This window comes from Streptomyces sp. NPDC054813 (assembly GCF_053611365.1).
This window is the reverse complement of record NZ_JBSHAF010000041.1, coordinates 21,547-46,847: the sequence shown is the minus strand read 5'-3', so window position 1 is coordinate 46,847 and position 25,301 is coordinate 21,547. Positions and strand designations below refer to the sequence as shown.

The window sequence follows — 25,301 nt, the reverse complement described above, 5'->3', positions numbered from 1 at the left end:
CGCGGCCGGCCCCGTCGCCCGCCCGCGTCAGCCGACCACCCTCAGCAGCAGCACCGTCCGCGCGGGCACCGTGATGACCGTGCCGGCCTCGTGCACCACGCCCGGTGCCTCGCTCTGCTCCTCCCGCGAGGTGTCGACGAGCACCTCGTAGCGTTCCGCCCACGGCGGGCCCGGCAGCAGGAACTCCGCCGGGCGGTCGCCGGCGTGCAAGACGGTCAGGAAGCTGTCGTCCAGGACCGGCGCCCCGCGCTCGTCGCGGCCGGGGATGTCCCGCCCGGAGAGATACATGCCGAGGGTGGCGGCAGGCGCGTACCAGTCGCCCTCGGTCATCTCCTCGCCGTGCGCCGTGAACCAGGCCAGGTCGCGCAGCCCGTCCGCGGAGTGGGCGCGGCCGGAGAAGAAGGAGCGGCGGCGCAGCACCGGATGGCGGTGGCGCAGCCGGATCAGCCGGGAGGTGAGGTCCAACAGCGGCCGCCAGGCCGGGTCGTCCAGCAGTCCCCAGTCCAGCCAGCTGATTTCGTTGTCCTGGCAGTAGGCGTTGTTGTTGCCGCGCTGGGTGCGGCCCAGTTCGTCGCCGGCGACCAGCATCGGAACCCCCGTCGACAGCAGCAGGGTCGTCAGGAGGTTCCGCAACTGCCGCCTGCGCAGCGCCCGTACGCCCTCGTCGGCCGTCTCGCCCTCCGCCCCGCAGTTCCAGGAGCGGTTGTCGCTGGTGCCGTCGCGGTTGTTCTCGCCGTTGGCCTCGTTGTGCTTCGCCTGGTACGACACCAGGTCGCGCAGGGTGTAACCGTCGTGCGCGGTGATGAAGTTGACGGAGGCGTAGGGGCGCCGGCCGCCCCAGGCGTAGAGGTCGCTGGAGCCGGAGAGGCGGTAGCCGAGGTCGTGGACGTCCGGGAGGGCACCGCGCCAGAAGTCCCGGACGGCGTCCCGGTAGCGGTCGTTCCACTCCGTCCACAGCGGCGGGAAGGCGCCCACCTGGTAGCCACCGGAGCCCACGTCCCACGGTTCGGCGATCAGCTTGACCCGGCGCAGCACCGGGTCCTGGGCGATCACCGCGAGAAAGGGGGAGAGCATGTCGACGTCGTGCATCGAGCGGGCCAGTGCGGCCGCGAGGTCGAAGCGGAAGCCGTCCACCCCCATCTCGGTCACCCAGTACCGCAGTGAGTCCGTGATCAGCCGCAGCACATGCGGCCGGACCACGTGCAGGGTGTTGCCGCAGCCGGTGTAGTCGGCGAAGTGCCGGGCGTCGTCCTGGAGCCGGTAGTAGCCCCGGTTGTCGATGCCCTTCAGGGACAGTGTCGGGCCCAGCTCGCCGGCCTCGGCCGTGTGGTTGTAGACGACGTCGAGGATGACCTCGATGCCGGCCGCGTGCAGCGCGCGCACCATCCGCTTGAACTCGCCGACCTGCTGTCCCGTCGTACCGGAGGCGGCATAGGCGGCGTGCGGGGCGAAGTAGCCGATGGAGTTGTAGCCCCAGTAGTTCCTCAGGCCCCGCTTCAACAGGTGGTCCTCGTGCGCGAACTGGTGCACGGGGAGGAGCTCCACGGCCGTCACACCGAGGTTCACGAGGTGCTCGACGGCGGCCGGGTGGGCGAGCCCCGCGTAGGTGCCGCGGAGTTCCTCGGGTATCCCGGGGTGCAGTCTGGTGAAGCCGCGCACATGCAGCTCGTAGATGACGGAGTCCGCCCACGGGGTCTTCGGGCGGTGGTCGTCGGACCAGTCGTCGTCATCGTGGACGACCACGCCCTTCGGGACGTACGGCGCCGAGTCCCGGTCGTCCCGGACGGTGTCGGCGACCTGCTGGTCCGGCCAGTCCCGGACATGCCCGTACACCTCGGGCGGCAGTCCGAACTCGCCGTCCACCGCACGCGCGTACGGGTCGAGCAGCAGCTTCGCCGGGTTCCAGCGGGCGCCGGTCCACGGGTCCCAGCGGCCGTCGACCCGGTAGCCGTACCGCTGCCCCGGCAGCACGCCCGGCACGAACCCGTGCCAGATCTCGTGCGTCAGTTCGGTCAGCGGGATCCTCGTCTCCCGGCCCTGCTCGTCGAAGAGGCAGAGCCGGACCGCCTCGGCCCCGGCCGCCCACAGGGCGAAGTTGGTGCCGGCCACCCCGTCCGGGCCGACCCGGAACCGGGCGCCCAGCGGAGTCGACGACCCCGGCCAGGCGGCCGGGACGGGCAGGGCCGTCCCGTTCACCACGGGGGCCTCCGCCCTCGGGGCCCGCGCCCGTGCCCCCTGCTGCTCGGCTGCGCTCGTCACCTGTCGGCCCCTTTGTCGTCCCGCGGCTCGCCGACCCCCGGGGCGCACCCCACCCGCGTCCGGGCAGCCGGCCGTGCCCGGACTCCCGGTCCCGGGCACGGTCGGCGGCTCGCTACGGACACGCCCGCGACGGCTCTTCCGCGGGCGCGGCGGCTCCCCAGCTCGTCGTCCTTCCCTCTGTTCTGCCCAGTGCCGGCGTCGCACTCACGTTTCCCCGGGGCGGGCCCGGTCGTTGTGTCCCACGTGAGGCATCCACAGAGGCGCGCACGGCGCGCGGGGGCCGCGTTGGCCGCGGTACTGACATGGGCGGCGCTGCTGGCGGGCGCCGCCGGCTGCTCCTCGGACGACACCGACGGGCTCGGCATCGACCACGTCCTCGGAGGCGCGCCGCCGGCCCCCGAGGACGTCATCCGCATCTCCCCGGACGACGGCACCAAGGCCGTACACCCCGGCGAACGGCTGACGGTACGGGTGCCCGGCGGCCGCCTGGAATCCGTCAGCGTCGTCAAGTCCCAGGACGCCCAGGACTCCCCGGTCCCCGGGCACATCGCCGCCGACGGCACGACCTGGCGGCCCGACGACCCGAAACTCGCGCTCGCCGCCAAGTACACGGTCGACGCGGTCGCCCTGGACGGCCACGGCCGCCGCTCGGCCCGCCACACCACCTTCACCACGCTGGTCCCCGACGCACGCTTCATCGGATACGTCACCCCCGAGAACCGGGCCACCGTCGGCACCGGCATGATCGTCTCCCTCGCCTTCAGCCGCGACATCGAGAACCGGGCCGCCGTCGAGCGCGCCGTCCGGGTCAGCGCCAGGCCCGCGGTCGAGATCCGCCCGCACTGGTTCGGCAAGAACCGTCTCGACTTCCGCCCCGCGCACTACTGGCAGCCCGGCACGGTCGTCACCGTCGGCCTCGAACTCCGCGACGTCGAAGGGGCCCGTGGGGTCTACGGCCTCCAGTACAAGACGTTCACCTTCACCGTCGGCCGTAGCCAGGTCTCCCTCGTCGACGCGGCCAAACACTCGATGGAGGTCCGCCGCGACGGCGACCTGCTCGCCACCGTCCCGATCACCGCGGGCGCGCCCGACCACACCACCTACAACGGGAAGATGGTGGTGATGGAGATGCACGAGGTGACCCGCATGAACAGCCGCACGGTCGGCTTCGGCGGCGAGTACGACATCCCCGACGTCCCGCACGCCCTCAAACTCACCGACTCCGGCACCTTCCTGCACGGCAACTACTGGGCCCCGGACGCCCCCGGACACGTCAACGTCAGCCACGGCTGCGTGGGCCTGCGCGACGTGAAGGGCGGCAGCTCGGACACGCCCGCGGGCTGGTTCTACGACCGCACCCTGATCGGGGACGTGGTCGAAGTCGTCCACAGCAACGACAAAATGGTCACTCCCGACAATGGCCTCGGAGGGTGGAACATGGGATGGAAGGAGTGGAAGGCGGGCGGCGCGGTCAAGTAACCGGGTGGGGGGAACGGTTCGGTGCGGGCGGAGGCCGCCGTGCGACGCGACAGAAGTTGCGACGCAACGGTGACATTCGCCCAACACCAAGCTCAAAACCGTCCGGTTAATATGCGCCAATGCGCGGGCGGAACGCGCTGGGGTGGGCCTGACCAGGCCCTGGGAGGGGAGAACGACTTTGAACGTACGGCCGATATCGGGGGCGGCGGTCCAGGCCCGGAGGAAGGGTCTGGCCGTCGCGGCCGGTGTTCTGCTCATGGCAGTCACCGCGTGCGGGGGCGGCGGCTCCTCCGACAAGGGCAGCGGGGACGGCAAGGCGAAGGACGCCACGACGCAGGCGAGCAAGCAGTCCGTCGCCACCGTCAGCATCAGCCCCAAGTCCGGGGCGACCGACGTGGACACCAGCGGGCAGCTCAAGGTCAGCGCGGCCAAGGGCGAGCTGACCGACGTGGAGGTCAAGGACTCCAAGGGCAACAAGGTCGACGGGGCGATCGCGGCGGGCGGCGCCAGCTGGACGCCGGCCGGTCACCTCGCCAACTCCACGAAGTACACGGTGCACGCGGTCGCGAAGGACACCGAGGGGCGTGAGTCGGCCGAGGACTCCACGTTCACCACGCTCACTCCGAAGAACACGTTCACCGGCTACTTCACGCCGGAGGACGGCTCGACGGTCGGCGTCGGGATGCCGTTCTCCATACGTTTCACCCGGGGCATCACCGACCCGGCCGCCGTCGAGAAGGCGATCACCGTCAAGACCGAGCCGGCGGTCGACGTCCAGGGCCACTGGTTCGGCAACGACCGCCTCGACTTCCGTCCCGAGAACTACTGGAAGTCCGGCACGAAGGTCTCCGTCACCCTCGACCTCAACGGTGTCGAGGGCCGCGACGGGGTCTACGGACAGCAGGCCAAGACCGTGAAGTTCACGATCGGCCGCAACCAGGTGTCCGTCGTCGACGCCAAGAAGCACACGATGAAGGTCATGCAGGACGGCAAGGTCGTGAAGACCCTCGCCGTCACGACCGGCAAGCCCGGCTACGACACCTGGAACGGCCAGATGGTCATCAGCGAGAAGCTGCGGGTGACCCGGATGAACGGCGAGACGGTCGGCTACGGCGGCGAGTACGACATCAAGGACGTGCCGGACGCGATGCGGCTGACCACGTCCGGCACGTTCATCCACGGCAACTACTGGGGCGGGGACGCCTTCGGCAACTACAACGCCAGTCACGGGTGCGTGGGACTGCGCGACATCCGGGGCGGGGGCGACCGGGGGGTGCCGGCCGCCTGGTTCTTCGACCACTCGATCATCGGCGACGTGGTGACCGTGAAGAACTCCCATGACGAGACCGTGTCTCCCGACAACGGCCTCAACGGCTGGAACATGTCCTGGAAGCGGTGGACTGCGTAGTTCGTCGGCTGCGGGGCGGTGGGGGCCGGCCGCGCCCACGCGGCGGAGCCGCATATCGATACAGCCCCGCGCCCCTGGAGTAGGGACAGTGAACGCCCGCTAACCTGCGAGGCATGACTGTAACCCTCGAAGTCGCCGAAGGTGTCGGCACTCTGCGTCTCGACCGGCCGCCGATGAACGCCCTGGACGTCGCCACCCAGGACCGGCTCAAGGAACTGGCGGAAGAGGCCACCCGCCGCGAGGACGTTCGTGCCGTTGTGATCTACGGCGGTGAGAAGGTCTTCGCGGCGGGGGCCGATATCAAGGAAATGCAGAACATGGACCACGCGGCCATGATTCTGCGCTCCCGGGATCTCCAGGACTCCTTCACCGCCGTCGCCCGGATTCCCAAGCCGGTCGTCGCCGCCGTCACCGGGTACGCCCTCGGCGGCGGTTGCGAGCTCGCCCTCTGCGCCGACTACCGGATCGCCGCCGACAACGCCAAGCTCGGTCAGCCGGAGATTCTGCTCGGGCTGATCCCGGGGGCCGGCGGCACCCAGCGGCTGCCCCGTCTGGTCGGGCCCTCCAAGGCCAAGGACCTGATCTTCACGGGCCGTATGGTCAAGGCGGACGAGGCCCTCGCCATCGGCCTGGTCGACCGGGTCGTACCCGCCGCCGACGTCTACACCGAGGCGCACGCCTGGGCGGCCCGACTCGCCCAGGGGCCCGCGATCGCGCTCCGGGCGGCCAAGGAGGCGATCGACACCGGCGTCGAGACCGACCTGGAGACCGGGCTCGCCGTCGAACGGAACTGGTTCGCAGGGCTGTTCGCGACCGAGGACCGGGAGCGCGGGATGCGGAGCTTCGTGGAGGAGGGGCCGGGCAAGGCGAAGTTCCTGTGATCTTCGCCCGGTGGTAAAAACCCCGAACCACTTGCAATTGACGTGGTGTCTGATTCCGGGGTCCCTCGATGGGGCGGTTTATGGGAGCCTTAAGGCACCCTTAAGTCTGCCTTGTCGAGGGAGTCTGTCGATTGCCCGGAGATGAGCCGTCGCCGCAGGTCGGGCAGGCTGCCAGAACCGCCGAAATGCCGATGGCATATGCCGTTCGACCGGTGTCGGGCGGGAGCTTCGCGGGGGCGTATTCCTCCGGAACGGCCCCGGAGGGCGCGCCGGGCGGCCATGATGGGGGCATGGCGGGGCTGGAGGGCATCGAACAGCCGCGGGGACACAGCCGTGCGGCCGCGGCGCGGTGGTCGCCTGCGGTCGAGGACGAGCGGGCACTCAAGGCGATCGAACTCTTCGGCAACCCGACGGAAGCCGAGGTTCCGCTGCCGTCCCGCCCCGAGTCCGCGGCGACCGCCCGCCGGCTCGCCCAGGTCGTCGTCCTGCGTCAGTGGCGGCTCAGCCCGAAGATGACGGAGGACGCGGTCTTACTCGTCTCCGAACTCGTGGGCAACGCCGTACGACACACCGGTGCCCGCGTGTTCGGCCTGCGGATGCGCCGCCGCCCGGGATGGATCCGGATCGAGGTGCGGGATCCCTCGCGGGGGCTGCCGTGCCTGATGCCGGTTCAGGACATGGACATCAGCGGGCGGGGCCTGTTCCTGGTGGACAAGCTGTCGGACCGGTGGGGCGTCGATTTGCTGCCGCGAGGAAAGACGACGTGGTTCGAGATGCGGGTGGCCGATCGCTGAGGGGCTCGCCTGACGAGCCCCCTATCAGGTCAATCACCCATTTTCTTACCCAACCCCCCTTAAATGGGGCGGGTGACCACCTCCAACCGACGCGACGTCCTCCGTGCGGGCGCCGGCCTCATCGCCGGAGGCACACTCGCCACCGGTTGCGGCAACACCGGTACAGACGCACCACCCCCGCACCCTGCCGCCAACCTCGCCTCGACCACCCCCACCTCGGCCGCGCCCGCCGCCCCCGCCCCCCGCGCCTTCCCCGGACAGCCGCTCCAGATCACCCACGGCCCCCGCGCGAGCACCTCCGTGGCCCTCACCTTCCACGGCCAGGGCGACCCCACCCTCGCCACCCGGCTCCTCACCACCGCCGAGAAACACGGCGCCCGCCTCACGGTCCTGGCCGTGGGCAGCTGGCTCGACGCGTATCCCGCCATGGCCCGTCGCGTCCTCGACGGCGGCCACGACCTCGGCAACCACACCCAGCGGCACATCTCCGTCAACGCCATGGCCGAGGCCGGCGCCCGCGCGGAGATCACCGACTGCGCGGACCGCCTCAGACGGCTCACCGGGTCGATCGGCAGCTGGTTCCGCCCGTCCAGGGCACCCACCGCGTCGCCGCTCGTCGCCCGGCTCGCCACCGAGGCCGGCTACCCGCACGTGCTGTCCTACGACGTCGACTCGCTCGACTACACCCGGCCCGGCGCGGCCGCCATCACCCGCAAGGTGCTCGCGGAGGTCACGGGCGGCTCGGTGGTGAGCATGCACTTCGGGTATCCGGACACGGCCGCCGCCCTCCCCGCTGTACTCCAAGAACTCGACCGCCGCGGACTGCACGCGGTCACCACCACGGAGCTGCTGAGCTGATGCGAACCACGAAAGCCGCCCGGCTGCCCGCCCTCGGCGCCGCCCTCGCCGCCCTCGCGCTGCTGTCCGCGTGCGACGGCGGATCCGACCCCGCGACACCGGCCGCCCGCAGCACCGCTCCCGTGCAGCCGCAGGCGAAGAAGGCGGAGCCGGTCGTCGACGTGCTGCCGGGCATGCCCCCGGTCCTCGACCCGACCGACGTGTACGCCGCCGACCGCCCCGGCAACCTCTCGCCCGTCGTCAAGGACTTCCCGTCCCGGATCTACGTCCCCAACACCAACTCCGACACGGTCTCCGTCATCGACCCGAAGACCTACAGGGTGACCGAGACCATCCGGGTCGGCCGCCAGCCCCAGCACGTCGTGCCGTCCTGGGACCTGAAGACCCTGTGGGTCAACAACGACCTGGGCAACAGCCTCACCCCCATCGACCCGAGGACCGGCCGGGCCGGGCAGCCGGTCGCCGTGCACGACCCGTACAACCTGTACTTCACGCCCAACGGCAGGTACGCGATCGTGATGGCCTCCGCGGACCGGCAGCTGGTGTTCCGGGACGCGCACACCATGAAGACCGTCAAGACCGTCCCGGTCAGCTGCCACGGCGTCAACCACGCCGACTTCTCCCTGGACGGCCGGTACTTCATCGTCTCCTGCGAGTTCAGCGGGGAGGTGCTCAAGGTGGACACCGAGAAGATGGAGGTGCTCCGCCAGGAGAAACTCCCGTTCCACGGCGCCATGCCGCAGGACGTCAAGGTCTCGCCCGACGGCAAGCTGTTCTACATCGCCGACATGATGGCCGACGGGCTGTGGATCCTGGACGGCGACCGCTTCACCAAGCCCACCTTCCTGGCCACCGGCAGGGGCGCCCACGGGCTCTACGTCAGCCGCGACTCCCGCGAGATGTACGTCTCCAACAGGGGCGAGGGCACCATCTCCGTCTTCGACTTCGCCCAGAACCGGCTGACCAAGAAGTGGCGGCTGCCGGGCGGCGGCAGCCCGGACATGGGCGGGGTGTCGGCGGACGGCAAGATCCTGTGGCTGTCCGGCCGTTACAACTCCGAGGTGTACGCCATCGACACCCGCACCGGCACCGAACTGGCCCGCATCCACGTCGGCAGCGGCCCGCACGGCCTCGCCGTCTATCCGCAGCCGGGCCGCTACTCCCTCGGCCACACCGGCATCTTCCGCTGACCGCCCCGGGCCGGCGGGGGCTCACGCCCGGAGCAGCAGTGCCTCGGCGCCGACCGGCAGCCAGCCGGCCGCCTGGAACGCCCGTACGCTGCGGGCGTTCCCCGGGGCGACCTGCGCCCACAGCGGCTCCCCGGCCAGCTGCCGGGCGGCGGTCACCAGGGCCCGGCCCAGCCCCCGCCGCCGTACCCCCTCGTCCACCTCCACCGAGACCTCGAGGCGTCCGGCGACCCCCCGGCCCAGGACGACCACCCCGCCCTCCGTCGCCCAGGCGCGCACCTCATCGCGGCGGGCGCGGGCGTAGGCGACCCGGGAGTGGTCGGGGCCGGTCAGTTCGGTCAGCGGCAGGTCCGGCAGGCCCGGGAGCGGGGTGGCGACCAGCAGCGCGTCGATGGTCTCCTGCTCGCGGCCCGTGCGGTCCATCAGGGCGGTGAGGAAGCGCGCGTTCATGGTCGCGCACAGCGGGTCGCAGGGGATCGCGCCCAGGGTGTCGTACACCCACTGGGGGTCCTCGTCGGTGAAGACGACCGAGTGCGCGGTAAAGGAGAGGACCCCCGCGTCCCGGTCGGACGGCTGCGGGACGACGGTCGTACGGCCGTCGGGCGGCGGGAAGACACCGCGCGCCGCCGCGTCCAGAATGTCCCGCAAGGTCTCCATGGCCGTGCCCGCTCCTTGAGTCTCCACCCACTGGAAGGCCCACACTCCCAGACATGCCGAGTTATCCGGGGGGCGGCCCCCCAGACCCCCGAGACAGCACCGGACTCTTCACCATCGGCGAGCTGGCGCGCGCCACCGGGCTGACCGTGCGCACCATCCGGTACTGGTCCGACGAGGGCGTGCTCACCCCGGTGGGCCGATCGACCGGCGGCTACCGGCTCTACGACGCAGAGTCCTTCGCCCGGCTGGAGCTGATCCGCACCCTGCGCGAACTGGGCCTCGGCCTGGCGCATGTGCGTGCGGTCCTCTCCGGCGAGCAGACGGTGGCGGAGGTCGCGGCGGCGCACGTGGCGGCGCTGGACGCGCAGATCCGCTCCCTGAAGGTGACCCGGGCGGTGCTGTCGACGGTGGCGCGACGCGGTTCGAGTGCGGAGGAGACGACCCTGATGAACAAACTGGCACGGCTGTCGGCGGCCGAGCGGAAGCGGATCATGGAGGAGTTCGTGGCGGAGCTGTTCCACGGGCTCGGCGCCGTGGACCCGGGCATCGAGGAGCGGATGCGCTCCATCGCCGTGGACCTGCCGGAGGATCCCACCCCCGAGCAGGTGGACGCCTGGGTGGAACTGGCGGAGATGGTCCAGGACCCGGAGTTCCGGGCGCAGATGCGGCGGGTGATCGAGTTCAACGCGGCGGACCAGGGGCGCGGTGCCGCCGCCGGGCGGGCCACGTGGTTTCCCATGCGGCTGGTGCAGCTGGGGGCCAAGGCCCGTGAACGGGGGATCGCTCCCGAGTCGCCGGAGGCGGAGGCGATCGTGCGGGAGGTGCTGGGCGGCGGGGACCTGGCCGCCGTACTCGAACGGATGGAGTCCGCGTCCAACGACCGGCTCGCCCGGTACCGGCAGCTGCTGTGCGAGGTGAAGGGCACGGGGCCCGCGGCCGCGCACCGTGAGGAGTTCGCCTGGGTGGTCGCCGCACTGCGTGCTCGTGTCGCCGGATAATCTGACCTCCGTCAATAGGCAGTAATGCGTTACGAAGGGGCGGATCCGGTGGCGGACATCGAGGAAGCACGCAAGCAGTTCGAGCGGATCGATGCGGACGGTGACGGTTTCATCACCGCCGCCGAGTTCAAGTCCGCTCTCGCGCAGGGGGGCGACTGGAACGTCACCGACACGGTGGCCGAGGCCATCATCAGGACCCGCGACCTCAACGGCGACAAGGTTCTGTCGTTCGACGAGTTCTGGGCCCACCTCAACAAGTAGGCGCCAGGAGCGAAGGGGGCCCGGGATCAGGGCCCCCTTTCTCATGCCCGGGACTCGACGCGGACGGTCCAGCGCCCGCCGTGCCGTTCCTGGGCCGGCGGCAGGTCGAAGCACTTGCGGCGGCTCACCCGGTCGGCGCAGTTGTGGAATAGGTCACGCGTGACCGAGGTTGTCGCCCGACGTCAGTGCATGCATGCGTGTGCATCGAATCTCGAAAGGCGTGTCATGAAGATCGGCATCATCGGCGCGGGCAACATCGGTGGCAACCTCACCCGGCGGCTCACCGCCCTCGGCCACGACGTGTCCGTGGCGAACTCGCGCGGTCCCGAGACGCTCCGCGAACTCGCCGAGGAGACGGGGGCGACCGCCGTACGGGCCGAGGAGGCCGCGCGTGGCGCCGAGGTCGTGGTCGTCACGGTCCCGGTGAAGGCGGTCCCGAACCTGCCGACGGGCCTGCTGGACGGCGCTGCCGCGAACGTCGCCGTGATCGACACCGGCAACTACTACCCGCGCGAGCGGGACGGCCGTATCGACGAGATCGAGGACGGGGACGTCACGGAGAGCCGCTGGACCGAGCGCCGGATCGGCCACCCCGTGATCAAGGCCTTCAACGGCACCTACGCCCAGGACATCCTGGACCGCCACCGCCCCGCCGGCGACCCCGGCCGCCAGGCCGTCCCGGTCTCCGGCGACGACGAGGCGGCCAAGCGGGTCGTCCGCGCCCTGATCGACGAACTCGGCTTCGACACGGTGGACAACGGCGGCATCGACGAGTCGTGGCGCCAGCAGCCGGGCACCCCGGTGTACGGCCTCCGGGACGGCGTCGAGGGGGTACGGAAGGCCCTGGCGGAGGCGTCCCCGGAGCGGCCGGAGGGCTTCCGGGGCTAGGACGGCGGAGTGGGCCCGGGGGTTTCCGCACACCCGGACCGGGATCGGCGCGCTGTGCGCCATATGGCCTAGACGTGGGCGCCGGCAGGTTCTATCCAGGACACAGCAGGCCGCGCCCGGCGGCCGGGGCCCGGTAACCGGCCGCCCGGTGCCACCCGGACTCCCCGTGGGCTCGGGGGAACCGTCACGTGCGAGAGCGAGACCGGGGGACGCTTCCGGCACGGGCGGGGCCACGGGGGCGGCCGGCGGCGGGACCGATCCGGGGAGCCCGGTCCCGCCGCCCGTGCCGCGTCGGACGACGGGCTCGGGGGCTCACCCGTCGTCGGACACGGGCTGTGCGGGCTCACCCCTCGAACGCCTGGTCCCGCAGCCGGTCCGGGGCGCGCACCGCCGACTGCTGACGTCCCGTCACTGGCCGGCCCCGGGACACCTCCACTGATCGAGGACGCGGCTCACCGTGCGCCGGGAGGCGAGGAGCAGGCCCGTCAGGTCGTCCGGGGAGAGGGCGAGGGGCATGCGGCGGCCGGGGCCGTCCTGGGGACGCGGTCAATCCCCCTTCTTCGCCCAGGAGGTGAGGGCCGCCTTGCTGGCGAAGTCCGCCACGTTCTTGTCGTGCGGGTCGCTGGTGTACTGGTGGAAACGCCACTTGGCCTCGATGCGCGGGTGGCCGGCGCTGACGTAGTCGGCGATCCAGAGGCCGTCGCCGGCGAACGAGGTGCTGTCGATGTTCAGCCAGAAGTTGCGGTTGGTGTAGAGCACCACCCGGTGGCTGGGGCGCAGTTCCTGCAGTGTTCGGATGAAACGGTCCTTCTCGGCGTTGCTCGCGTGGGTGCCGTCGCCGGTGGTCTCCCAGTCGACGGCGAGGATCTCGCCGGCCTTCTCGGGGGCGTGTTTGACGAAGTACTCGGCCTGGGCGGTGAGGTTGCCGGGCCAGAGGAAGTGGTAGTAGCCGACGACCAGTCCGGCGTCGCGGCCGGTCTTGGTCTGGGCGGCGAGCTTGGGATTGACGTACGAACGCCCCTCCGTCGCCTTGATGAAGACGAAGGAGAGGTCGTCCGTGTCGTAGGCGGAGGACTGGTACGCGCTCACGTCGATTCCGTGCAGCATGCGGGGGGACTCCCTGGGTGCCGGTGGGGGGATAGGGGAGAGACGCTGGTGGGGGCAGGAATTGCAAGTGTGCATTCCCTATTCCCTGGATCGGCACCGGCGATCCGCGTGGGCGCGTGATTTGTCAGCTCCGGGCGGCCACCTCGCCGAGCACGGCCGCCGACTTGGTCGACCAGTCCGAGGTGATGATGCCGGCGTGGTCGGCCGCGAGCAGCGCGAGCCGTGCCGCGACCTCGGCGTCGGTCGGGCTGGTCGAGGAGATCGCCGGTGAGACGTTGTAGGCGTCCGTCATGATCAGGATGTAGTGGTTCGTGGAGTAGAACGACGTGTCGTAGCCGTTGTTGACGTAGGTCGCGGCGTCGCCGTCGAAGAACACGAACCAGGGCTGGATCGAGGCGTCGTACCGGCTGGTCCGCGGATCCCCGTTCGCGGCGCCCAGTACCGCGGGAAAGGCCTGCGCCTGGGAGATGTTCCCGGCCGCGTACAGGTCCCGCAGGTGGTCCCCGTACTCCTCGTCCGTCCAGTAGTGGTCGAACGGATTGGCCTGCTCCACCGTGCCAGGGATCAGCTCGAAGATGAACTTGCCCTTGAGCGCGTCCCGGGTGGGCCAGGCGTCGGCCTTGGCGGCCGCGTCGAGCGTGGAGTAGGAGGAGCCGAGCAGGTCGGCGGGCTTGTACACGCTGCTGCCGAGCTTCTGCGAGACGAGCGTGTCGAACGCGCTGGGCCCGAGGCCGATGGTCTGGTTGAACCCGACCTTCATCTCGACCTTGACGACGACGGGCGCGTGGTCCGGGTGCAGTTGCTCCCAGGCCGCCATGTTGTCGAGGCAGCTGCCGAGGTCCTGGCTGGTGCTCTGGCTGTACAACTGGCTGGGCGTGTTGGCCTTTTCGCAGTTGTTGTCGTTGCCCCACGGGTTGCTGTGGCTGACCCGCCACCGCTTGCTGATGCTGTCGACGTACACGTCCAGCTCCAGCAGCGAGGCTCCGGAGTCCAGGGCCTGCGCCCAGTACGTGTACTTGTCCTTCTCGTACGCGTTGTGCGTACCGATGGCGGTGGTCCCGGAGAACTTCGTCGAACCCGTGTCCGCGTGCGCGGTGCCGGGAACCACCAGGAACAGCGCCCCGGCGGCGGCGACCGCCGCCAGCCGTCTGAGAACCCGCATGAGCCAACTCCCTAGTTTTGATGGTGAGTTGGCGGCAGCGTAGAAGCATGCGGTTACTGTGCGGTAGCCCCAGGGGGAACGTGGCTGGACCGGTGCCCTCACGTACTGCTCGCTGAGCTACTTGGTGATACCGTATAGTGGTACTCGGTACTACGCAGTACCGGGAGGACCGCAGAGGGGCCCCGTGGTGGACGACCTGACGGAGATGTTGAAGGGCACGCTCGAGGGCTGCGTGCTGGAGATCGTCGGCAGGGAGGAGACCTACGGGTACGCCATCACGCGTCGGCTGAATGAACTCGGCTTCGCCGACGTCATCGAGGGCACGGTCTACACCATCTTGCTGCGGCTGGAGAAGAACGGGCTCGTTCAGGTGACGAAACGACCGTCCGGGATGGGGCCGCCGCGCAAGTTCTATGCGCTCAACGACGCGGGGCGCGAAGAACTCGCGAAGTTCTGGGTGAAATGGGAGTACCTCTCCTCACGGATCGACAAGCTCAAGGAGGGCGGGCGATGAACTTCTGGGAGACCATTACCGGCAGCGACCTCACCCGGGAATGGAAGGCGTTCGAAGCCCGGGCCGGGGCACTGCCGGCCGACTACCGGGCGGCGTGGGAACAGATCAAGGCCCACCTCTTCCCCTACGGGGACTTCACGGGTCGCAACCTGATGCCGATCCTCGACGGTGCCCTGGGGCTGCTCGAGGAAACGGCGGCGGACGGACAGAGCGTTCACGAGGTGCTGGGCGACGACGTCGCGGGCTTCTGCGCGGCGCTGGCCGGCGGAGAAGGGGCTCGGAGCTATCGCGACCGGTGGCGCGAGCAGTTGAACCGGAACGTCGCCAGGAAACTGGGCCGGCTGGGAGGCTGACGTGAGTATCCAAGACATCATCGAAGGCAAGAAGCAGTGGCGAGCGCACATGGCGCGGGTCAAGGCGCTCCCGGCGGACTATCAGATCGTCTACAGGGAGATGCAGAAGTACCTCTTCAAGGTCGGGCCGGTCGGCCTGTCCGACGGAACCCTGCTCCCCGGGATGGTCGATTTCTTCGAAGAGGGCGTCGCGTCCGGCCAGGGGGTCCTGGAACTCATCGGCGACGACGTCGCTGCCTTCTGCGACGACCTGATCAAGGACTCGCGCACCTACGCGGACGTCTACCAGGAGTCCATCAGCGGAAAACCCGGCACGGCCGAGCAGTAGGACCGACCGGCAAAGGGGATCTCTCTCACGAGGTCTGGGGCGCGTCCCCCGCCCAGACCTCGCCCCGGACCAGCAACTCGCCCGCCACGGCGCGCCGCACGGCGAGGTAGACCTCGTCGGCCGGCGCGCCCAGCAGGCCGCTCAGCTCGTCGCGCAGCAGCCGCAGCAGGCGCCCCACGGTCTCCCGCGGATACGTCTCCTTGCAGGTGACGAAGCCGATGGGGGCGTACGGCCCCGACGGGCGCTGCCACTCCGGGCGGTGCACCGCGTCGGGGTCGAGCCGCTGCCAGGTCACCCAGCAGTGCTCCGGCTGAATGCCGAGCAATCCGGTGACCGCCTTGGCGATCCCGGCGAGAGCGGGGCTGCCGGGGCTCGGGTCGGGTGACATCAGGGTGATGACGGGCATGGGGCGGCGCCTCTCTGGAAGGGGCTCTCGACGACGGGAAGCGAGCGGACGGTCAGCTCGGGAGCAGTGCCAGCAGTCCGGTGCGGTCGACCTTGCCGTTCGCGGTGACCGGCAGCCGGTCCACGCGGTGGACGACGTCCGGAACGGCGTGGGCGGGCAGCAGCAGGCCGAGGGAGCCGCGCAGCGCCGAGGGGTTGTCCGCGGTGTCGTCGGCGGACGTGTAGAACAGCGCGAGCCGGTCGAAGTTGCCCAGCTGGCCGGGGACGGGCACGGCCGCACAGTGGGTGATCCCGGGCAGCCGGGCCGCGTGTGCCTCGATCTCCTCGGGCTCGATGCGGTAACCGCGGATCTTGACCTGGCGGTCGGTGCGTCCGGTGAAGTGGAGGACGCCGTCGGCATCGCGCAGGCCCCGGTCGCCGGTCCGGTAGTGACGCAGGGGCCCGCCCCCGACGTCGCCTGCGCGGAAGCGTGCGGCGGTCAGGTCCGGGTCGCCGAGGTAGCCGTGTGCCAGGCCGGCGCCGCTGACGCACAGCTCGCCCACGGCGCCGGGCGGGCACGCCGCGCCGTCGTCGTCCAGGACGTGCACCTCGGTGCCGGGGACCTCGCGGCCGATGGGGACGCCGTTCGGCGCGTCGCAGTCCCGCGCCTCGATGGGATGGACGGTGGCGAACACACAACTCTCCACCGGGCCGTACCCGTTGTACAGCCGGACCCCGGCGTGCTGCGCGAGGAAGTCGCGGACGTGGGCGGTCGACAGCTTCTCGCCGCCGATGTAGAGGCGGTCCAGGCCCTTGAAGCAGTCCGGGTCGATCTCGGTGAAGAGGTTGAAGAGGGAGGCCGTCAGCCAGGCGGTGTTGACTCCGCGGTTGTCGATCGCCGCGCGCAGGGTGTCCGGGAGGAGGTAGTCCTCCCGGGCGGTGACGCAGGCGCCGCCGGTGGTGAGCGTTCCCCACAGTTCGAGGGAGAAGGCGTCCCAGGCTGCGGGCGCCGCCTGCAGCATGACGGTGCCGGGCCCGAAGCCGAGCGGTCCGTCCGGGGTGAACAGCCGGGTGGTGGCCGCGTGCGGTGACACGACCCCCTTGGGGGTGCCGCTGGTGCCGGAGGTGAAGAAGACCGCCGCGGGTGCGTCGGCCGGACCGTCGTACGGCACGAACGCCCCTTCGTCCGGGGCGGGTTGAACCGACAGGTCCGTCGGGGGCCGCCACACCGCATGCCCTGCGGCGCCCGCCTCCGAGTCCGTCACCAGCACGGGTGCGCCCAACTGCCGCAGCACGCCGTCGATCCGCTCCTGTGGCCACCGGGGGCTCAGGGCCGCGTAGCCGGCGCCGCACTTGAGCACCGCGAGCAGTGCGACGTACAGCCGGGCGGAGCGCGGCAGGAGTACGGGAACCAGCGTGCCCGGTCCGGCGCCGGACGAGGCCAGCTGCCGTGCCCATGCGTCTGCCGCTGTGTCCAGCGCCGCGTAGTCGAGGCACAGGTCGCCGTCCACCACGGCGAGGGCGCGGGGCGTCGTCCGGGCCCGGTGTGCGACGGCCCGGTGTATGAGCTCGACTGCCATGGAGGACCCTCCGTTTCTGTCGGCGGAACCACGACCGCATCGCAGGAATCGCGGCAGCCCTCAGCAGGTATAGGGGCCGCTCATACCCGGTGTCACGTACCCGATTCCGGGGACGGTGGCCGCTGTTGACGTCGCGGCCGGCCGGTCGTGAATCTTATGGGACCGCGGCCGTCATTTCTCGAAGGGGTTTGTCGATGGAGGCCTTCCTGCCGGAAGCACGAATTCTTCCCCGACCACTTCTGGCCGGCAGCGGTGTCGAACTGCTGGACTACGACGCCGTCCCCGGCCTGCCCGGGGGCGGCGGAGCGCCCGGGAGCATGCTCCTGCTGCACGGATTCGGCGGCGACAAGCGGCAGTTGCGGCCGGTCGGCGACGCGCTGTGCCCCAAGGGCTCCGCGGCCGTCTACCCCTCCCTGCGCGCCCACGGCGACAGCCACCAGCCCGCCTGGGGCTACTCGGTGCTGGACTTCGCGGCCGACCTGCACCGCTTCGGCGACGTCCTGCCCGACGGCCTGCACCTGGTCGGCTACTCGTACGGAGGGTTGGTGGCGGCCGTGTCCGCGGTCACCTGGGGCGCCTCCCGGGTGCGCAGTGTGGTGGTCGTCGACCAGTCCTTCGACGCCCACCCGGACCTGCACGTCGCGGACGAGTGGGCCGAGGGAAGTCTGCTGCGCTGGACCTACGACTTCGGGCATCTTCCGGGCCTGCTGGAGCGGCTGGGAATTCCCCTTCTGGTGCTGGCCGCGGCCGACAGCCGCAACATTCTGTCCGACGAGCAAGAACGCCTTTCGCGGCGCGACAGCGCTTTGTTCCGGATGGAATTCATCAAGGGCTCCCACGCCGACTGCTATCGCAACACGGACGAGATCACCTCGGCCATGCGCGCTTTCTACCGGGACCAATTCCCCGCCGTCCGCAAGGAGGACGAAACCTCATGAAAGTCTCCTTTGTCGAGGAGGGGCCCGCGCGCACCCTGGTGCTGGGACAGCTCGTCAACGCCGTGGGAAACGGTGTCTTCCTGACGTGCTCCGCGCTCTACTTCGTGCGGATCGTCGGATTCTCACCGGCCCAGCTGGGCCTCGGTCTCAGCATCGCCGGAATCGCGGGCCTGTTCGCCGGAGTTCCCTTCGGCCACCTTGCGGACCGCAGGGGCCCGCGCGGCACTTCGGCGGCGCTGCTGGCGCTGGCCGGCCTCGCCACTGCCGCCTACCTCACGACCGACTCGTATCCCCTGTTCGTCGTGATCGCCTTCCTCTACGCGCTGTTCGAGCGCGGCGCGTACGCGGCGCGGCAGGCGCTGATCCCGGCGGTACTGACCGGTGAGAGCCTCGTCCGGGTCCGGGCCAAGATCCGGGTGGTCACCAACGTGGGTGTGTCGGCGGGAGCGGCGCTGGGCGGTCTCGCCCTGCTGTGGGACACCAAGGCGGCCTATCAGATCGTCTTCGCCGGGAACGCGGTGAGCTTCGTCGTGTGCGGGCTGCTGTTCCTTTGGCTGCCCGCCGCGCCGCCCGCGTCGGAGCGGAAGCCGGGTGAGCCGCGGCTCGCGGTGCTGCGCGACACCCCGTATGCGGTCCTCGCCCTGATCAACATGGTGATGCTGCTGCACATCCCGATCCTGGAGGTGGTCCTCCCGCTCTGGATCGCGCTGCGCACCGACGCCCCGCACTCGCTCACCGCAGTCCTGCTGCTGTGCAACACCCTCGCCGTGGTGGCCCTCCAGGTGCCCCTCACCAAGCGGATCGACGCCCTGGAGCCGGCCGTGCGCGCCTTCCGGGTGGCGGGCGCGGTACTGCTCGGCTGCTGCGCGGCCTTCGCCCTGTCGGCCGGCCGTGGCGCGGTGGTGGCGACGGTGGTCCTGGTGGTGGCCGCGGGGCTGCACGTCTACGGCGAGATGGTGCAGTCGGCGGGCTCCTGGCTGATCGGCTACGAACTCGCCCCCGCCGACAAACAGGGCCAGTACCAGGGCCTGTTCAACACCGGGATCGCCGCCGTCCAGATGTTCGGCCCGGTCTCGCTGACCCTGCTCCTCATCGACTGGGGCACCCCCGGCTGGCTGCTGCTCGGCGCGGTGTTCCTGGTCGGCGGGCTGTCGATGGCACCGGCCGTGCGTTGGGCGCAGAGCCGACAGGCCGGTACCCCGGCGGCCGATCCGGCTGCGCTCACCGCCGGTTGAGCGGTTCGGGCGTCCCGTACAACACCACCCGATGGGGGAAAACGATGGTCAACCCCGAACCCACCGTGCCGTCGAGCGGCGTCGGCCGCGACGGTGTGGAACTCCAACTGTGCGACGTCTGGCGCAAGTTGCTGAAACGTGACGACGTCGGCATCCACGACGACTTCTTCTCGCTGGGCGGCCACTCGCTGCTCGCCATCAAGCTCACCGTGGAGGTGCGCCGGCTCTTCCAGGTCGATCTCACCGCCGCCGACCTGCTGTCCGCGGCCACCGTCGCGGAGCTCGCGGAGATCGTCCGGCGCGGAACGGCGGACCGTCAGGGCCAGTTGGTGCGGATCCAGGCCGGTTCGGGCGGCAGCCCCGTCTACGCCCTGCCGCCGGTGTCCGGGACCGTGCTGCTGTACCCGCCGATCGCTCGGGCCATGGGCCTGGACCAGCCATTCTGGGCCGTGCAGTCGATCGGCCTGCTGCCCGGCGAGGAGCCCCTCGGCTCGCTGGAGGAGATCTCCGAGGCCTTCATCGACCAGATGGCCGCCGTCCATCCAAAGGACGCCGAGTGGAATCTGATCGGCTACTCCATGGGCGGCCTGCTCGCCTACGAGACCGCCCGTCGGCTCAAGGAGCGCGGTGAGCGCGTCGGCCTCGTCGGGCTGCTCGACACCCGTATCACCGTCGAGCCCAGCGGTGACCCGGACTTCGCCCTGCGCGCCCTGCTGTGGCGCGGGCTCAAGCTGGAACTGGACATCGACTGGCTGCGCGGCCTCGCCCCTGAGACCCGGGCGCGGGAACTGGTGGAACGCGCCGTCGCCGCAGGCACCATGCCCGCCGACTTCGACGCCGACCGGCTACGCCGCATGATCGACATGTACCAGTTCAACCTCGACGCCCTGGCCGCGTACCGGGTGGGGTCCTACGACGGCACGGTCACCGTCTTCCGCGTCGAGGACCGGTCCATGGAGGGCGGCACCCTCCCCGACGACCTGGGCTGGGGCGAGTTCGCCGCCCGCGCGGTGGTCTGCGACGTACCCGGCGACCACTTCACGATGGTCGAGCCCGGCCAGGTCGAGGTCCTGGGCCGTCGCCTGCGCGAGCAGCTCGGCCTCGTCGGCAGCGCGGCCTCATGAGCACGGCCGGCAGGACCACCCCCACGTACGGCTTCCGGCCGGTCGGCGTCGTCCGCTCGCCACGCACCGCGCCCGAGCACGATCACTGGGGCCAGGTCACCTCGCTGATCGAGCTGGACCCCGGCCTGTTCCAGCCCGAGGCCGTGACCGGTCTGGAGGAGTTCTCGCACCTCGAAGTGGTCTTCCACTTCCACCTCGTCGCCGAGTCCGACGCGGTCACCGGAGCGGTCCACCCCAGGGGCCGCACCGATCTGCCGCGCCTCGGCATCCTCGCCCAGCGGCTCAAGGAGCGCCCCAACCGGCTCGGCGTCTCCCGCTGCGAACTGGTCCGCGTCGACGGCCTCACCCTGCACGTCCGCGCCCTCGACGCCCTGGAAGGCACCCCGGTTCTCGACATCAAGCCGTACCAGCGGCTCTTCCACCCGGACCCGGAGACCATCCGCGAACCGGCGTGGCTCCACGAGGCGATGTCCGCCTACTACCTCTGACGCTTCTCGACCTCCGCCCCGCCATCCGGCCACAAGCCGGCGTGGGGCTCCGTCCACAGCCAAGGAGACCCACCATGTCCGTCCTCACCAACGGTACGGGCGCCGCCCCGGTTGACCTCGAGCTCAACCTCGGCCGCCTCCTCGACCGCAACCCCCAGCTGCAGATCCCCCGCGACGAGTACAACATCAACGTCACCTCGAACGAGGGTGAGCGGCTCGGCAGCGACGAACTCGCCGCCGAGTACGGCAGGTTCCCGGGAGCGGGCCTCCCGGCACACCTGTACTTCCACCTCCCGCTGTGCAACTACATCTGTCACTTCTGCAACTACGTGAAACGGCTGGTGCCGCGCGGCAAGGAGGACGGCGCGCTGCGCCTGTGGTCCGACCTGCTGATCGACGAGTCCCGCCGCTACCTGGACCGCTTCGACTGGATACCCCGCGCCCGCATCGAGTCCTTCTACATCGGCGGCGGCACCGCGGCCCTGCTGCTCAACAGCCCCGAGTACATCGAGCCGTTGGTGCGGCACGTGCGGGAGAACTACGAGCTCTCGGACGACATCGAGTTCAACATCGAGGGCAACCCGGAGAACTTCCAGCACCACCACCTGGAGTCCGCACGGGAGTTGGGCTTCAACCGGTTCAGCCTCGGTGTGCAGTCGCTGCAGGACGAGGTCAACGACTTCACCAAGCGCCGTCACTCCTCCGCTCAGTCCATCCAGGCGGTCGAGAACCTCCTCGCCACGGGGTGCCCGTTCAACGTCGACATGATGTTCGGCCTGCCGTACCAGACCCCGGAATCGGTCCGCCGCGACATGCGGATCCTCACCGACCTCGGCGTGCCGACCATCACCATCTACCGGCTGCGCAACGCCGACCGCGAGGAGATGGGCATCGGCAACCGGGCCGTGTGGAACAACCCGGCCGTGCGCGAACGCCTCATCGCCGAGGGCCGCTTCCCCGACCTGGACTCGACGTACGCGATGCGGCAGGAGGCTGTCGAGGTCCTGCTGGAGCAGGGGTACTACCCGAGCCCCTGCGGCTGGTGGAGCCGCCCGGGCACGTACGAGGGCGGCAACATCCCGCAGACGTCGAAGAACAAGTGGGAGCACTACAACACCATGATCGCGTACGGTCCCGGCGCCTACGGCTGGCTGACCGGCGACGAGGAGGAGTTCCTCCAGACCCACAACATCACCGACATCAGCAAGTACGTCTCCTTCATGCAGCGCGACGAGGGCCTGCCGCTCAACTTCGGTCGGCGCCTGTCCGGGCACAAGGCCATCGGCACCGCGCTCGGCTTCAACTTCAAGGCCAACCAGCCGATCGTCCTCGACCGCTACAAGCAGCGGTTCGGCGCCGATCTGCTCACGATGGAGCCCTTCGGCTCCGCCTTCGCCGAACTGCTGGAGCGGGGGCTGGTCGAGATGGTGAACGACGACAGCGCGATCAAGCCGACCCTGGACGGCGAGGCGCTGCACGAGGAGATCATCTTCCACTACTTCCACCAGCGCATCGGCCTGTCCGACGCGCCCGTGTGCCGGCGGTGACCGTGCGAGCGACGACATCGACGACCGGCCCCGCCTCCCCGGCCCACGGTTCGGGCCGCCGGGTCGAGGCCGCCTTCGCCGCCCTGCACGGCGCCGACAACGCGCTGCTCGTGCCCGGCGTCGTGGCCGCCACCACGGCCACGCTGCTCGCGCTGACCAACCCGGGCGGCCACATCATCGCCTCCGACCAGACCGGGGACCCGCTGCGGTCCGTCCTGACCCGGGAACTCGCCGGCCTCGGCCGCACGGTGACCTTCGTCGACTGCACGGACGCCGACGCGGTCGTCGCCGCCGTCGAGCCGGCCACGCAGGTCGTCTACGTACCGTCCCTCAGCGACCCGCTGATGAAGCCGGCCCCGCTCAACGAGATCGCCATCCACGCCCAGATGAACGACCTGCTGCTGGCCGTGGACAACACCGGGCTCTCGCCCGCCGAGCTGCGGCCGCTGGAGACCGGCGCCGTGGTGGTCATCGAGGACACGGCGCCCTACCTCGACGGCTGGTCGGAGGTGGGTGCCGCTCTGGTCACCGGCCTGGACCGCTATCTGCCGAGGATCGCCGAGCAGTGCGCCCGGCTCGGCGGCGAGGTGGACGCCTGGGCCGCCCATCTGCTGGAACGCTCCCTGTCCACGCTCCACCTCCGCCTGACCGCGCAGCGGGACGGCGCCGAGCGGGTCGCCGGGGCGCTGCGCGCGCATCCCGCCGTACGGCAGGTGCACCGGCCGTCGTTCGAGGAGTCGCCGTGGGCCCTGGAGACTCATCGGGGCTTCGGCGGACTGCTGTCCTTCGAGGTCGTACCGGAGATCAGCGACCTGTCCGGGGTCCTGGCCGTGTGCGGCGAGGAAGGCGACGGGACGCCGCTGGCCACCGCGGCGCGGCTCCCGGCCCGCACCACCCATGCCCACCTGAGCGAACGGGTCCGCCAGGAGGCGGGCATCTCACGCCGGCTGGTCCGGCTGTCGGTGGGCGTCGACGACACCGACGTGCTCATACGACGGCTGCGGCGGGCCCTGGACGCGGCCCTGCAGCAGAACGAGGGAGGCCAGTGATGCTGAACGGCGTCGACCTGCGCGCCCGGCAGGCCCTGGCCGAGCAGATCCGCGAGGACTCCTGGGAGGCGCAGCTGAGCATGGGCGTGGCCGCGCAGGGGGCGACGGCCGACCGCTGCCGGGTGCGCACCGAGCCGATGCGGCTCGGCTCCACCCGGGTCGCCCGCGCCTTCGGTATGGACCAGTGCCGCGGACCCGGCGCGGGCGACTCCCTCGACCCGGTCGGCTCGCTGCTGGTGGCGTTGGGCGCGTCCGTCGCGGACAGCCTGGTCACCGAGCTGACCGCCGAGGGGTGCAGCCCGGCGCTGCTGGAGGTGCTGCCGTGCGCGCAGTTCGCGGCGGACGGTGCCGCACGGCTGTCGTACGAGATACGGCTCGACGGCGAGGTGACGCCCGAGCAGGCGCGGCGAGCGCTCGCCGCGGCCCGCGAGCGGGGCAGCGCCCACCGCACCCTTGAGGAGCCCAACGACATCAAGGCGGTGGTGCAGACCGCCCGGGACGTGCACCTCACCAGCCGGCCCATGCCGTCCGGCGCCGGGCCCTTCGTGCCCGGACGGCGGCGCTCGGCACGGGTGATGTGGGAGGTGGGCACCCACGTCCTGGCCGAAGTGGACGGCGTGCGGGCCGAGTCCGACCAGCCCAAGCAGCTGTTCGGCGCCGATCTCGCGCCGAGTGCACAGGAGTACTTCCTGGCCGCGCTGGCAGTGGAGGCGCTCGGCTTCGCCGACCCGGGCGAGGCCACCACGACTCCGGACACCCCGACCGCCTCGGTACACGCCTCCGGCCGTATCGACCTGCGCGGCCCTTACTCCACCCAGGACGTCCCGGCCGGGCTGCGCAACATCCTCGTCCAGCTGCTGCCCGCCGACCCCACCGAGGAGGACCGCGCGGCGGCCGACGCCGTGCGCCGCTGGCTCGCCGAGGGCGACGCCCTGCGGCTGGTCCGGGACGCGCACACCATCGATGTCTCCCTGGTGCTCGACGGCACGCCGGTCACCCTCACGACCTGAACCGCATGAACCGCATGAACCGCATGAACCGTACGAACCGAACGAAGGAGCCCCGCCGTGCCCCGTGAATGGGACGCCAAGACGTACGACTCGCTTCCTCTGCCGCACCAGCAGTGGGGCAAGCGCACTCTCGGCCGGCTGAACCTCAAGGGCGGTGAGACCGTCCTCGACGCCGGCTGCGGCACGGGGCGCGACACGGCCGCACTGCTCGACCTGGTACCGGACGGCCGGGTGATCGGTATCGACGGGTCCAGCCGGATGCTGGACCAGCTCCGGGTGAAGCTGGCCGACCGCCTCGACCGGGTCGAGGCGATCAACGCCGACCTCACCAAGCCGCTGCCGATCACGGGCCAGGTCGACGCGATCACCAGCGTGGCCACGTTCCACTGGATCACCGATCACGCCGCCCTCTTCCACAACCTGGCCCGATATCTGCGTCCGGGCGGCCAGTTCGTCGCCGAGTGCGGCGGCCAGGGCAACGTCGCGCTGATCAACGCGGCCGTCGAGGAGGTGCTCGGCGCCACCGACGAGAAGCAGAAGGTCTGGTACTTCGCCGGCGTCGAGGAGACCACCGAGCGGCTGGAGAACGCCGGGTTCACCGACATCGAGGTCAACCTGCTGCCCGACCCGGCGCGGCTGGAGCCCGGCGAGCAGCTGTGGAGCTATCTCGCCACCGTCGTCCTCGGCTCCCACCTGGACCGCCTCCCCGAGGCCGACCACGAGGACTTCGTCCGCTCGGTCGCCGCCCGTCTGCCCGAGCCGGCCGTCGACTACGTCCGCCTGAACATCACCGCCCGCCGGACCTGACGGCC

General features: G+C 70.7%; 26 protein-coding genes. 20 read left to right on the top strand and 6 right to left on the bottom strand.

Going from position 1 to position 25,301, the window contains the following annotated elements; all coding sequences use genetic code 11:
* Positions 1-27: 27 nt before the first annotated feature.
* Complete coding sequence (gene glgX, locus ACWGJB_RS46665; RefSeq protein WP_453386111.1) at positions 28-2,259, bottom strand: glycogen debranching protein GlgX; 2,232 nt, start codon at positions 2,257-2,259, stop codon at positions 28-30.
* A 243-nt stretch (positions 2,260-2,502) separates the two neighbouring features.
* Here glgX and ACWGJB_RS46660 point away from each other — a divergent pair, with 243 nt between their 5' ends.
* From ACWGJB_RS46660 to ACWGJB_RS46635, 6 genes are all read left to right on the top strand, one after another.
* Positions 2,503-3,738 carry an Ig-like domain-containing protein gene (locus tag ACWGJB_RS46660; protein ID WP_453386110.1) on the top strand — a complete coding sequence of 412 codons (1,236 nt, stop codon included), beginning with the start codon at positions 2,503-2,505 and terminating at the stop codon, positions 3,736-3,738.
* A 178-nt stretch (positions 3,739-3,916) separates the two neighbouring features.
* Entirely contained in the window at positions 3,917-5,146 is a 1,230-nt protein-coding gene (locus tag ACWGJB_RS46655) for a L,D-transpeptidase (RefSeq protein ID WP_453386109.1), read from the top strand.
* Between the two features lie 113 nt (positions 5,147-5,259).
* The gene (locus ACWGJB_RS46650; protein ID WP_360484459.1) at positions 5,260-6,027 is read left to right on the top strand and encodes an enoyl-CoA hydratase/isomerase family protein; all 768 of its coding nucleotides are present in this window, start codon (positions 5,260-5,262) and stop codon (positions 6,025-6,027) included.
* A 290-nt stretch (positions 6,028-6,317) separates the two neighbouring features.
* On the top strand, positions 6,318-6,821 hold the full coding sequence (locus ACWGJB_RS46645; RefSeq protein ID WP_360484462.1) for an ATP-binding protein: 504 nt from the start codon (positions 6,318-6,320) through the stop codon (positions 6,819-6,821).
* Between the two features lie 63 nt (positions 6,822-6,884).
* Complete coding sequence (locus ACWGJB_RS46640) at positions 6,885-7,679, top strand: polysaccharide deacetylase family protein (protein WP_453386108.1); 795 nt, start codon at positions 6,885-6,887, stop codon at positions 7,677-7,679.
* Entirely contained in the window at positions 7,679-8,869 is a 1,191-nt protein-coding gene (locus ACWGJB_RS46635; RefSeq protein ID WP_453386107.1) for a YncE family protein, read from the top strand. Before ACWGJB_RS46640 ends, ACWGJB_RS46635 begins: the two co-directional genes overlap by 1 nt.
* A gap of 21 nt (positions 8,870-8,890) precedes the next feature.
* Here the strand turns inward: ACWGJB_RS46635 and ACWGJB_RS46630 are convergent, their stop codons facing one another.
* Positions 8,891-9,523, bottom strand: coding sequence for an N-acetyltransferase family protein (locus ACWGJB_RS46630; RefSeq protein ID WP_453386106.1), 633 nt, complete (start codon positions 9,521-9,523; stop codon positions 8,891-8,893).
* Between the two features lie 53 nt (positions 9,524-9,576).
* Here ACWGJB_RS46630 and ACWGJB_RS46625 point away from each other — a divergent pair, with 53 nt between their 5' ends.
* From ACWGJB_RS46625 to ACWGJB_RS46615, 3 genes are all read left to right on the top strand, one after another.
* Entirely contained in the window at positions 9,577-10,521 is a 945-nt protein-coding gene (locus ACWGJB_RS46625) for a helix-turn-helix domain-containing protein (RefSeq protein ID WP_453386105.1), read from the top strand.
* Between the two features lie 48 nt (positions 10,522-10,569).
* Entirely contained in the window at positions 10,570-10,782 is a 213-nt protein-coding gene (locus ACWGJB_RS46620) for an EF-hand domain-containing protein (protein WP_351739702.1), read from the top strand.
* 189 nt (positions 10,783-10,971) lie between these two features.
* On the top strand, positions 10,972-11,670 hold the full coding sequence (locus ACWGJB_RS46615) for an NADPH-dependent F420 reductase (RefSeq protein ID WP_453386104.1): 699 nt from the start codon (positions 10,972-10,974) through the stop codon (positions 11,668-11,670).
* A gap of 546 nt (positions 11,671-12,216) precedes the next feature.
* Here the strand turns inward: ACWGJB_RS46615 and ACWGJB_RS46610 are convergent.
* Complete coding sequence (locus ACWGJB_RS46610) at positions 12,217-12,777, bottom strand: glycoside hydrolase family 25 protein (protein WP_453386103.1); 561 nt, start codon at positions 12,775-12,777, stop codon at positions 12,217-12,219.
* Between the two features lie 124 nt (positions 12,778-12,901).
* Positions 12,902-13,939 carry a phosphatidylinositol-specific phospholipase C domain-containing protein gene (locus ACWGJB_RS46605; RefSeq protein WP_453386102.1) on the bottom strand — a complete coding sequence of 346 codons (1,038 nt, stop codon included), beginning with the start codon at positions 13,937-13,939 and terminating at the stop codon, positions 12,902-12,904.
* A gap of 187 nt (positions 13,940-14,126) precedes the next feature.
* On the opposite strand from ACWGJB_RS46605, the gene ACWGJB_RS46600 reads away from it, so the two are divergent.
* The 3 genes from ACWGJB_RS46600 to ACWGJB_RS46590 are packed head-to-tail and all read left to right on the top strand — an operon-like array spanning position 14,127 to position 15,134.
* A complete protein-coding gene (locus tag ACWGJB_RS46600) occupies positions 14,127-14,453 on the top strand; it encodes a PadR family transcriptional regulator (RefSeq protein WP_360484491.1) in 327 nt (108 codons plus the stop codon).
* Complete coding sequence (locus ACWGJB_RS46595; RefSeq protein ID WP_453386101.1) at positions 14,450-14,806, top strand: DUF1048 domain-containing protein; 357 nt, start codon at positions 14,450-14,452, stop codon at positions 14,804-14,806. Before ACWGJB_RS46600 ends, ACWGJB_RS46595 begins: the two co-directional genes overlap by 4 nt.
* A gap of 1 nt (position 14,807) precedes the next feature.
* Complete coding sequence (locus tag ACWGJB_RS46590) at positions 14,808-15,134, top strand: DUF1048 domain-containing protein (protein WP_453386100.1); 327 nt, start codon at positions 14,808-14,810, stop codon at positions 15,132-15,134.
* Positions 15,135-15,159: 25 nt separating this feature from the next.
* Here ACWGJB_RS46590 and ACWGJB_RS46585 read toward each other — a convergent pair whose 3' ends face one another.
* On the bottom strand, positions 15,160-15,540 hold the full coding sequence (locus ACWGJB_RS46585; protein WP_453386099.1) for a hypothetical protein: 381 nt from the start codon (positions 15,538-15,540) through the stop codon (positions 15,160-15,162).
* Between the two features lie 52 nt (positions 15,541-15,592).
* Positions 15,593-17,098, bottom strand: coding sequence for an amino acid adenylation domain-containing protein (locus ACWGJB_RS46580; protein WP_453386098.1), 1,506 nt, complete (start codon positions 17,096-17,098; stop codon positions 15,593-15,595).
* 194 nt (positions 17,099-17,292) lie between these two features.
* On the opposite strand from ACWGJB_RS46580, the gene ACWGJB_RS46575 reads away from it, so the two are divergent.
* The 8 genes from ACWGJB_RS46575 (at position 17,293) to ACWGJB_RS46540 (ending at position 25,296) form a co-directional block, all read left to right on the top strand.
* Positions 17,293-18,036 (top strand): alpha/beta fold hydrolase, encoded by a 744-nt coding sequence (locus tag ACWGJB_RS46575; RefSeq protein ID WP_453386097.1) that lies wholly within the window; start codon positions 17,293-17,295, stop codon positions 18,034-18,036.
* Complete coding sequence (locus ACWGJB_RS46570; RefSeq protein ID WP_453386096.1) at positions 18,033-19,271, top strand: MFS transporter; 1,239 nt, start codon at positions 18,033-18,035, stop codon at positions 19,269-19,271. Before ACWGJB_RS46575 ends, ACWGJB_RS46570 begins: the two co-directional genes overlap by 4 nt.
* A 44-nt stretch (positions 19,272-19,315) precedes the next feature.
* Positions 19,316-20,395, top strand: a complete 1,080-nt coding sequence (locus ACWGJB_RS46565; protein WP_453386095.1) for a thioesterase domain-containing protein — start codon at positions 19,316-19,318, stop codon at positions 20,393-20,395.
* Positions 20,392-20,883, top strand: a complete 492-nt coding sequence (gene tsaA, locus ACWGJB_RS46560; RefSeq protein WP_453386094.1) for a tRNA (N6-threonylcarbamoyladenosine(37)-N6)-methyltransferase TrmO — start codon at positions 20,392-20,394, stop codon at positions 20,881-20,883. The genes ACWGJB_RS46565 and tsaA overlap by 4 nt, the downstream gene beginning before the upstream one ends.
* A gap of 74 nt (positions 20,884-20,957) precedes the next feature.
* Complete coding sequence (locus ACWGJB_RS46555; RefSeq protein WP_453386093.1) at positions 20,958-22,430, top strand: radical SAM protein; 1,473 nt, start codon at positions 20,958-20,960, stop codon at positions 22,428-22,430.
* A gap of 2 nt (positions 22,431-22,432) precedes the next feature.
* Positions 22,433-23,479 (top strand): PLP-dependent transferase, encoded by a 1,047-nt coding sequence (locus tag ACWGJB_RS46550; protein WP_453386092.1) that lies wholly within the window; start codon positions 22,433-22,435, stop codon positions 23,477-23,479.
* Entirely contained in the window at positions 23,479-24,489 is a 1,011-nt protein-coding gene (locus ACWGJB_RS46545; RefSeq protein ID WP_453386091.1) for a hypothetical protein, read from the top strand. The genes ACWGJB_RS46550 and ACWGJB_RS46545 overlap by 1 nt, the downstream gene beginning before the upstream one ends.
* A gap of 57 nt (positions 24,490-24,546) precedes the next feature.
* Positions 24,547-25,296, top strand: coding sequence for a class I SAM-dependent methyltransferase (locus ACWGJB_RS46540; protein ID WP_453386090.1), 750 nt, complete (start codon positions 24,547-24,549; stop codon positions 25,294-25,296).
* Positions 25,297-25,301: the final 5 nt, after the last annotated feature.

Coding starts and splice junctions, on each gene's coding strand:
- ACWGJB_RS46640 (WP_453386108.1), top strand. CDS start 6,885: ATGGGGCGGGTGACCACCTCCAACCGACGCGACGTCCTCCGTGCGGGC.
- ACWGJB_RS46565 (WP_453386095.1), top strand. CDS start 19,316: ATGGTCAACCCCGAACCCACCGTGCCGTCGAGCGGCGTCGGCCGCGAC.
- ACWGJB_RS46595 (WP_453386101.1), top strand. CDS start 14,450: ATGAACTTCTGGGAGACCATTACCGGCAGCGACCTCACCCGGGAATGG.
- ACWGJB_RS46555 (WP_453386093.1), top strand. CDS start 20,958: ATGTCCGTCCTCACCAACGGTACGGGCGCCGCCCCGGTTGACCTCGAG.
- ACWGJB_RS46575 (WP_453386097.1), top strand. CDS start 17,293: ATGGAGGCCTTCCTGCCGGAAGCACGAATTCTTCCCCGACCACTTCTG.
- ACWGJB_RS46645 (WP_360484462.1), top strand. CDS start 6,318: ATGGCGGGGCTGGAGGGCATCGAACAGCCGCGGGGACACAGCCGTGCG.
- ACWGJB_RS46615 (WP_453386104.1), top strand. CDS start 10,972: ATGCATGCGTGTGCATCGAATCTCGAAAGGCGTGTCATGAAGATCGGC.
- tsaA (WP_453386094.1), top strand. CDS start 20,392: ATGAGCACGGCCGGCAGGACCACCCCCACGTACGGCTTCCGGCCGGTC.
- ACWGJB_RS46635 (WP_453386107.1), top strand. CDS start 7,679: ATGCGAACCACGAAAGCCGCCCGGCTGCCCGCCCTCGGCGCCGCCCTC.
- ACWGJB_RS46605 (WP_453386102.1), bottom strand. CDS start 13,939: ATGCGGGTTCTCAGACGGCTGGCGGCGGTCGCCGCCGCCGGGGCGCTG.
- ACWGJB_RS46630 (WP_453386106.1), bottom strand. CDS start 9,523: ATGGAGACCTTGCGGGACATTCTGGACGCGGCGGCGCGCGGTGTCTTC.
- ACWGJB_RS46545 (WP_453386091.1), top strand. CDS start 23,479: ATGCTGAACGGCGTCGACCTGCGCGCCCGGCAGGCCCTGGCCGAGCAG.
- ACWGJB_RS46610 (WP_453386103.1), bottom strand. CDS start 12,777: ATGCTGCACGGAATCGACGTGAGCGCGTACCAGTCCTCCGCCTACGAC.
- ACWGJB_RS46585 (WP_453386099.1), bottom strand. CDS start 15,540: ATGCCCGTCATCACCCTGATGTCACCCGACCCGAGCCCCGGCAGCCCC.
- ACWGJB_RS46580 (WP_453386098.1), bottom strand. CDS start 17,098: ATGGCAGTCGAGCTCATACACCGGGCCGTCGCACACCGGGCCCGGACG.
- ACWGJB_RS46625 (WP_453386105.1), top strand. CDS start 9,577: ATGCCGAGTTATCCGGGGGGCGGCCCCCCAGACCCCCGAGACAGCACC.
- ACWGJB_RS46570 (WP_453386096.1), top strand. CDS start 18,033: ATGAAAGTCTCCTTTGTCGAGGAGGGGCCCGCGCGCACCCTGGTGCTG.
- ACWGJB_RS46650 (WP_360484459.1), top strand. CDS start 5,260: ATGACTGTAACCCTCGAAGTCGCCGAAGGTGTCGGCACTCTGCGTCTC.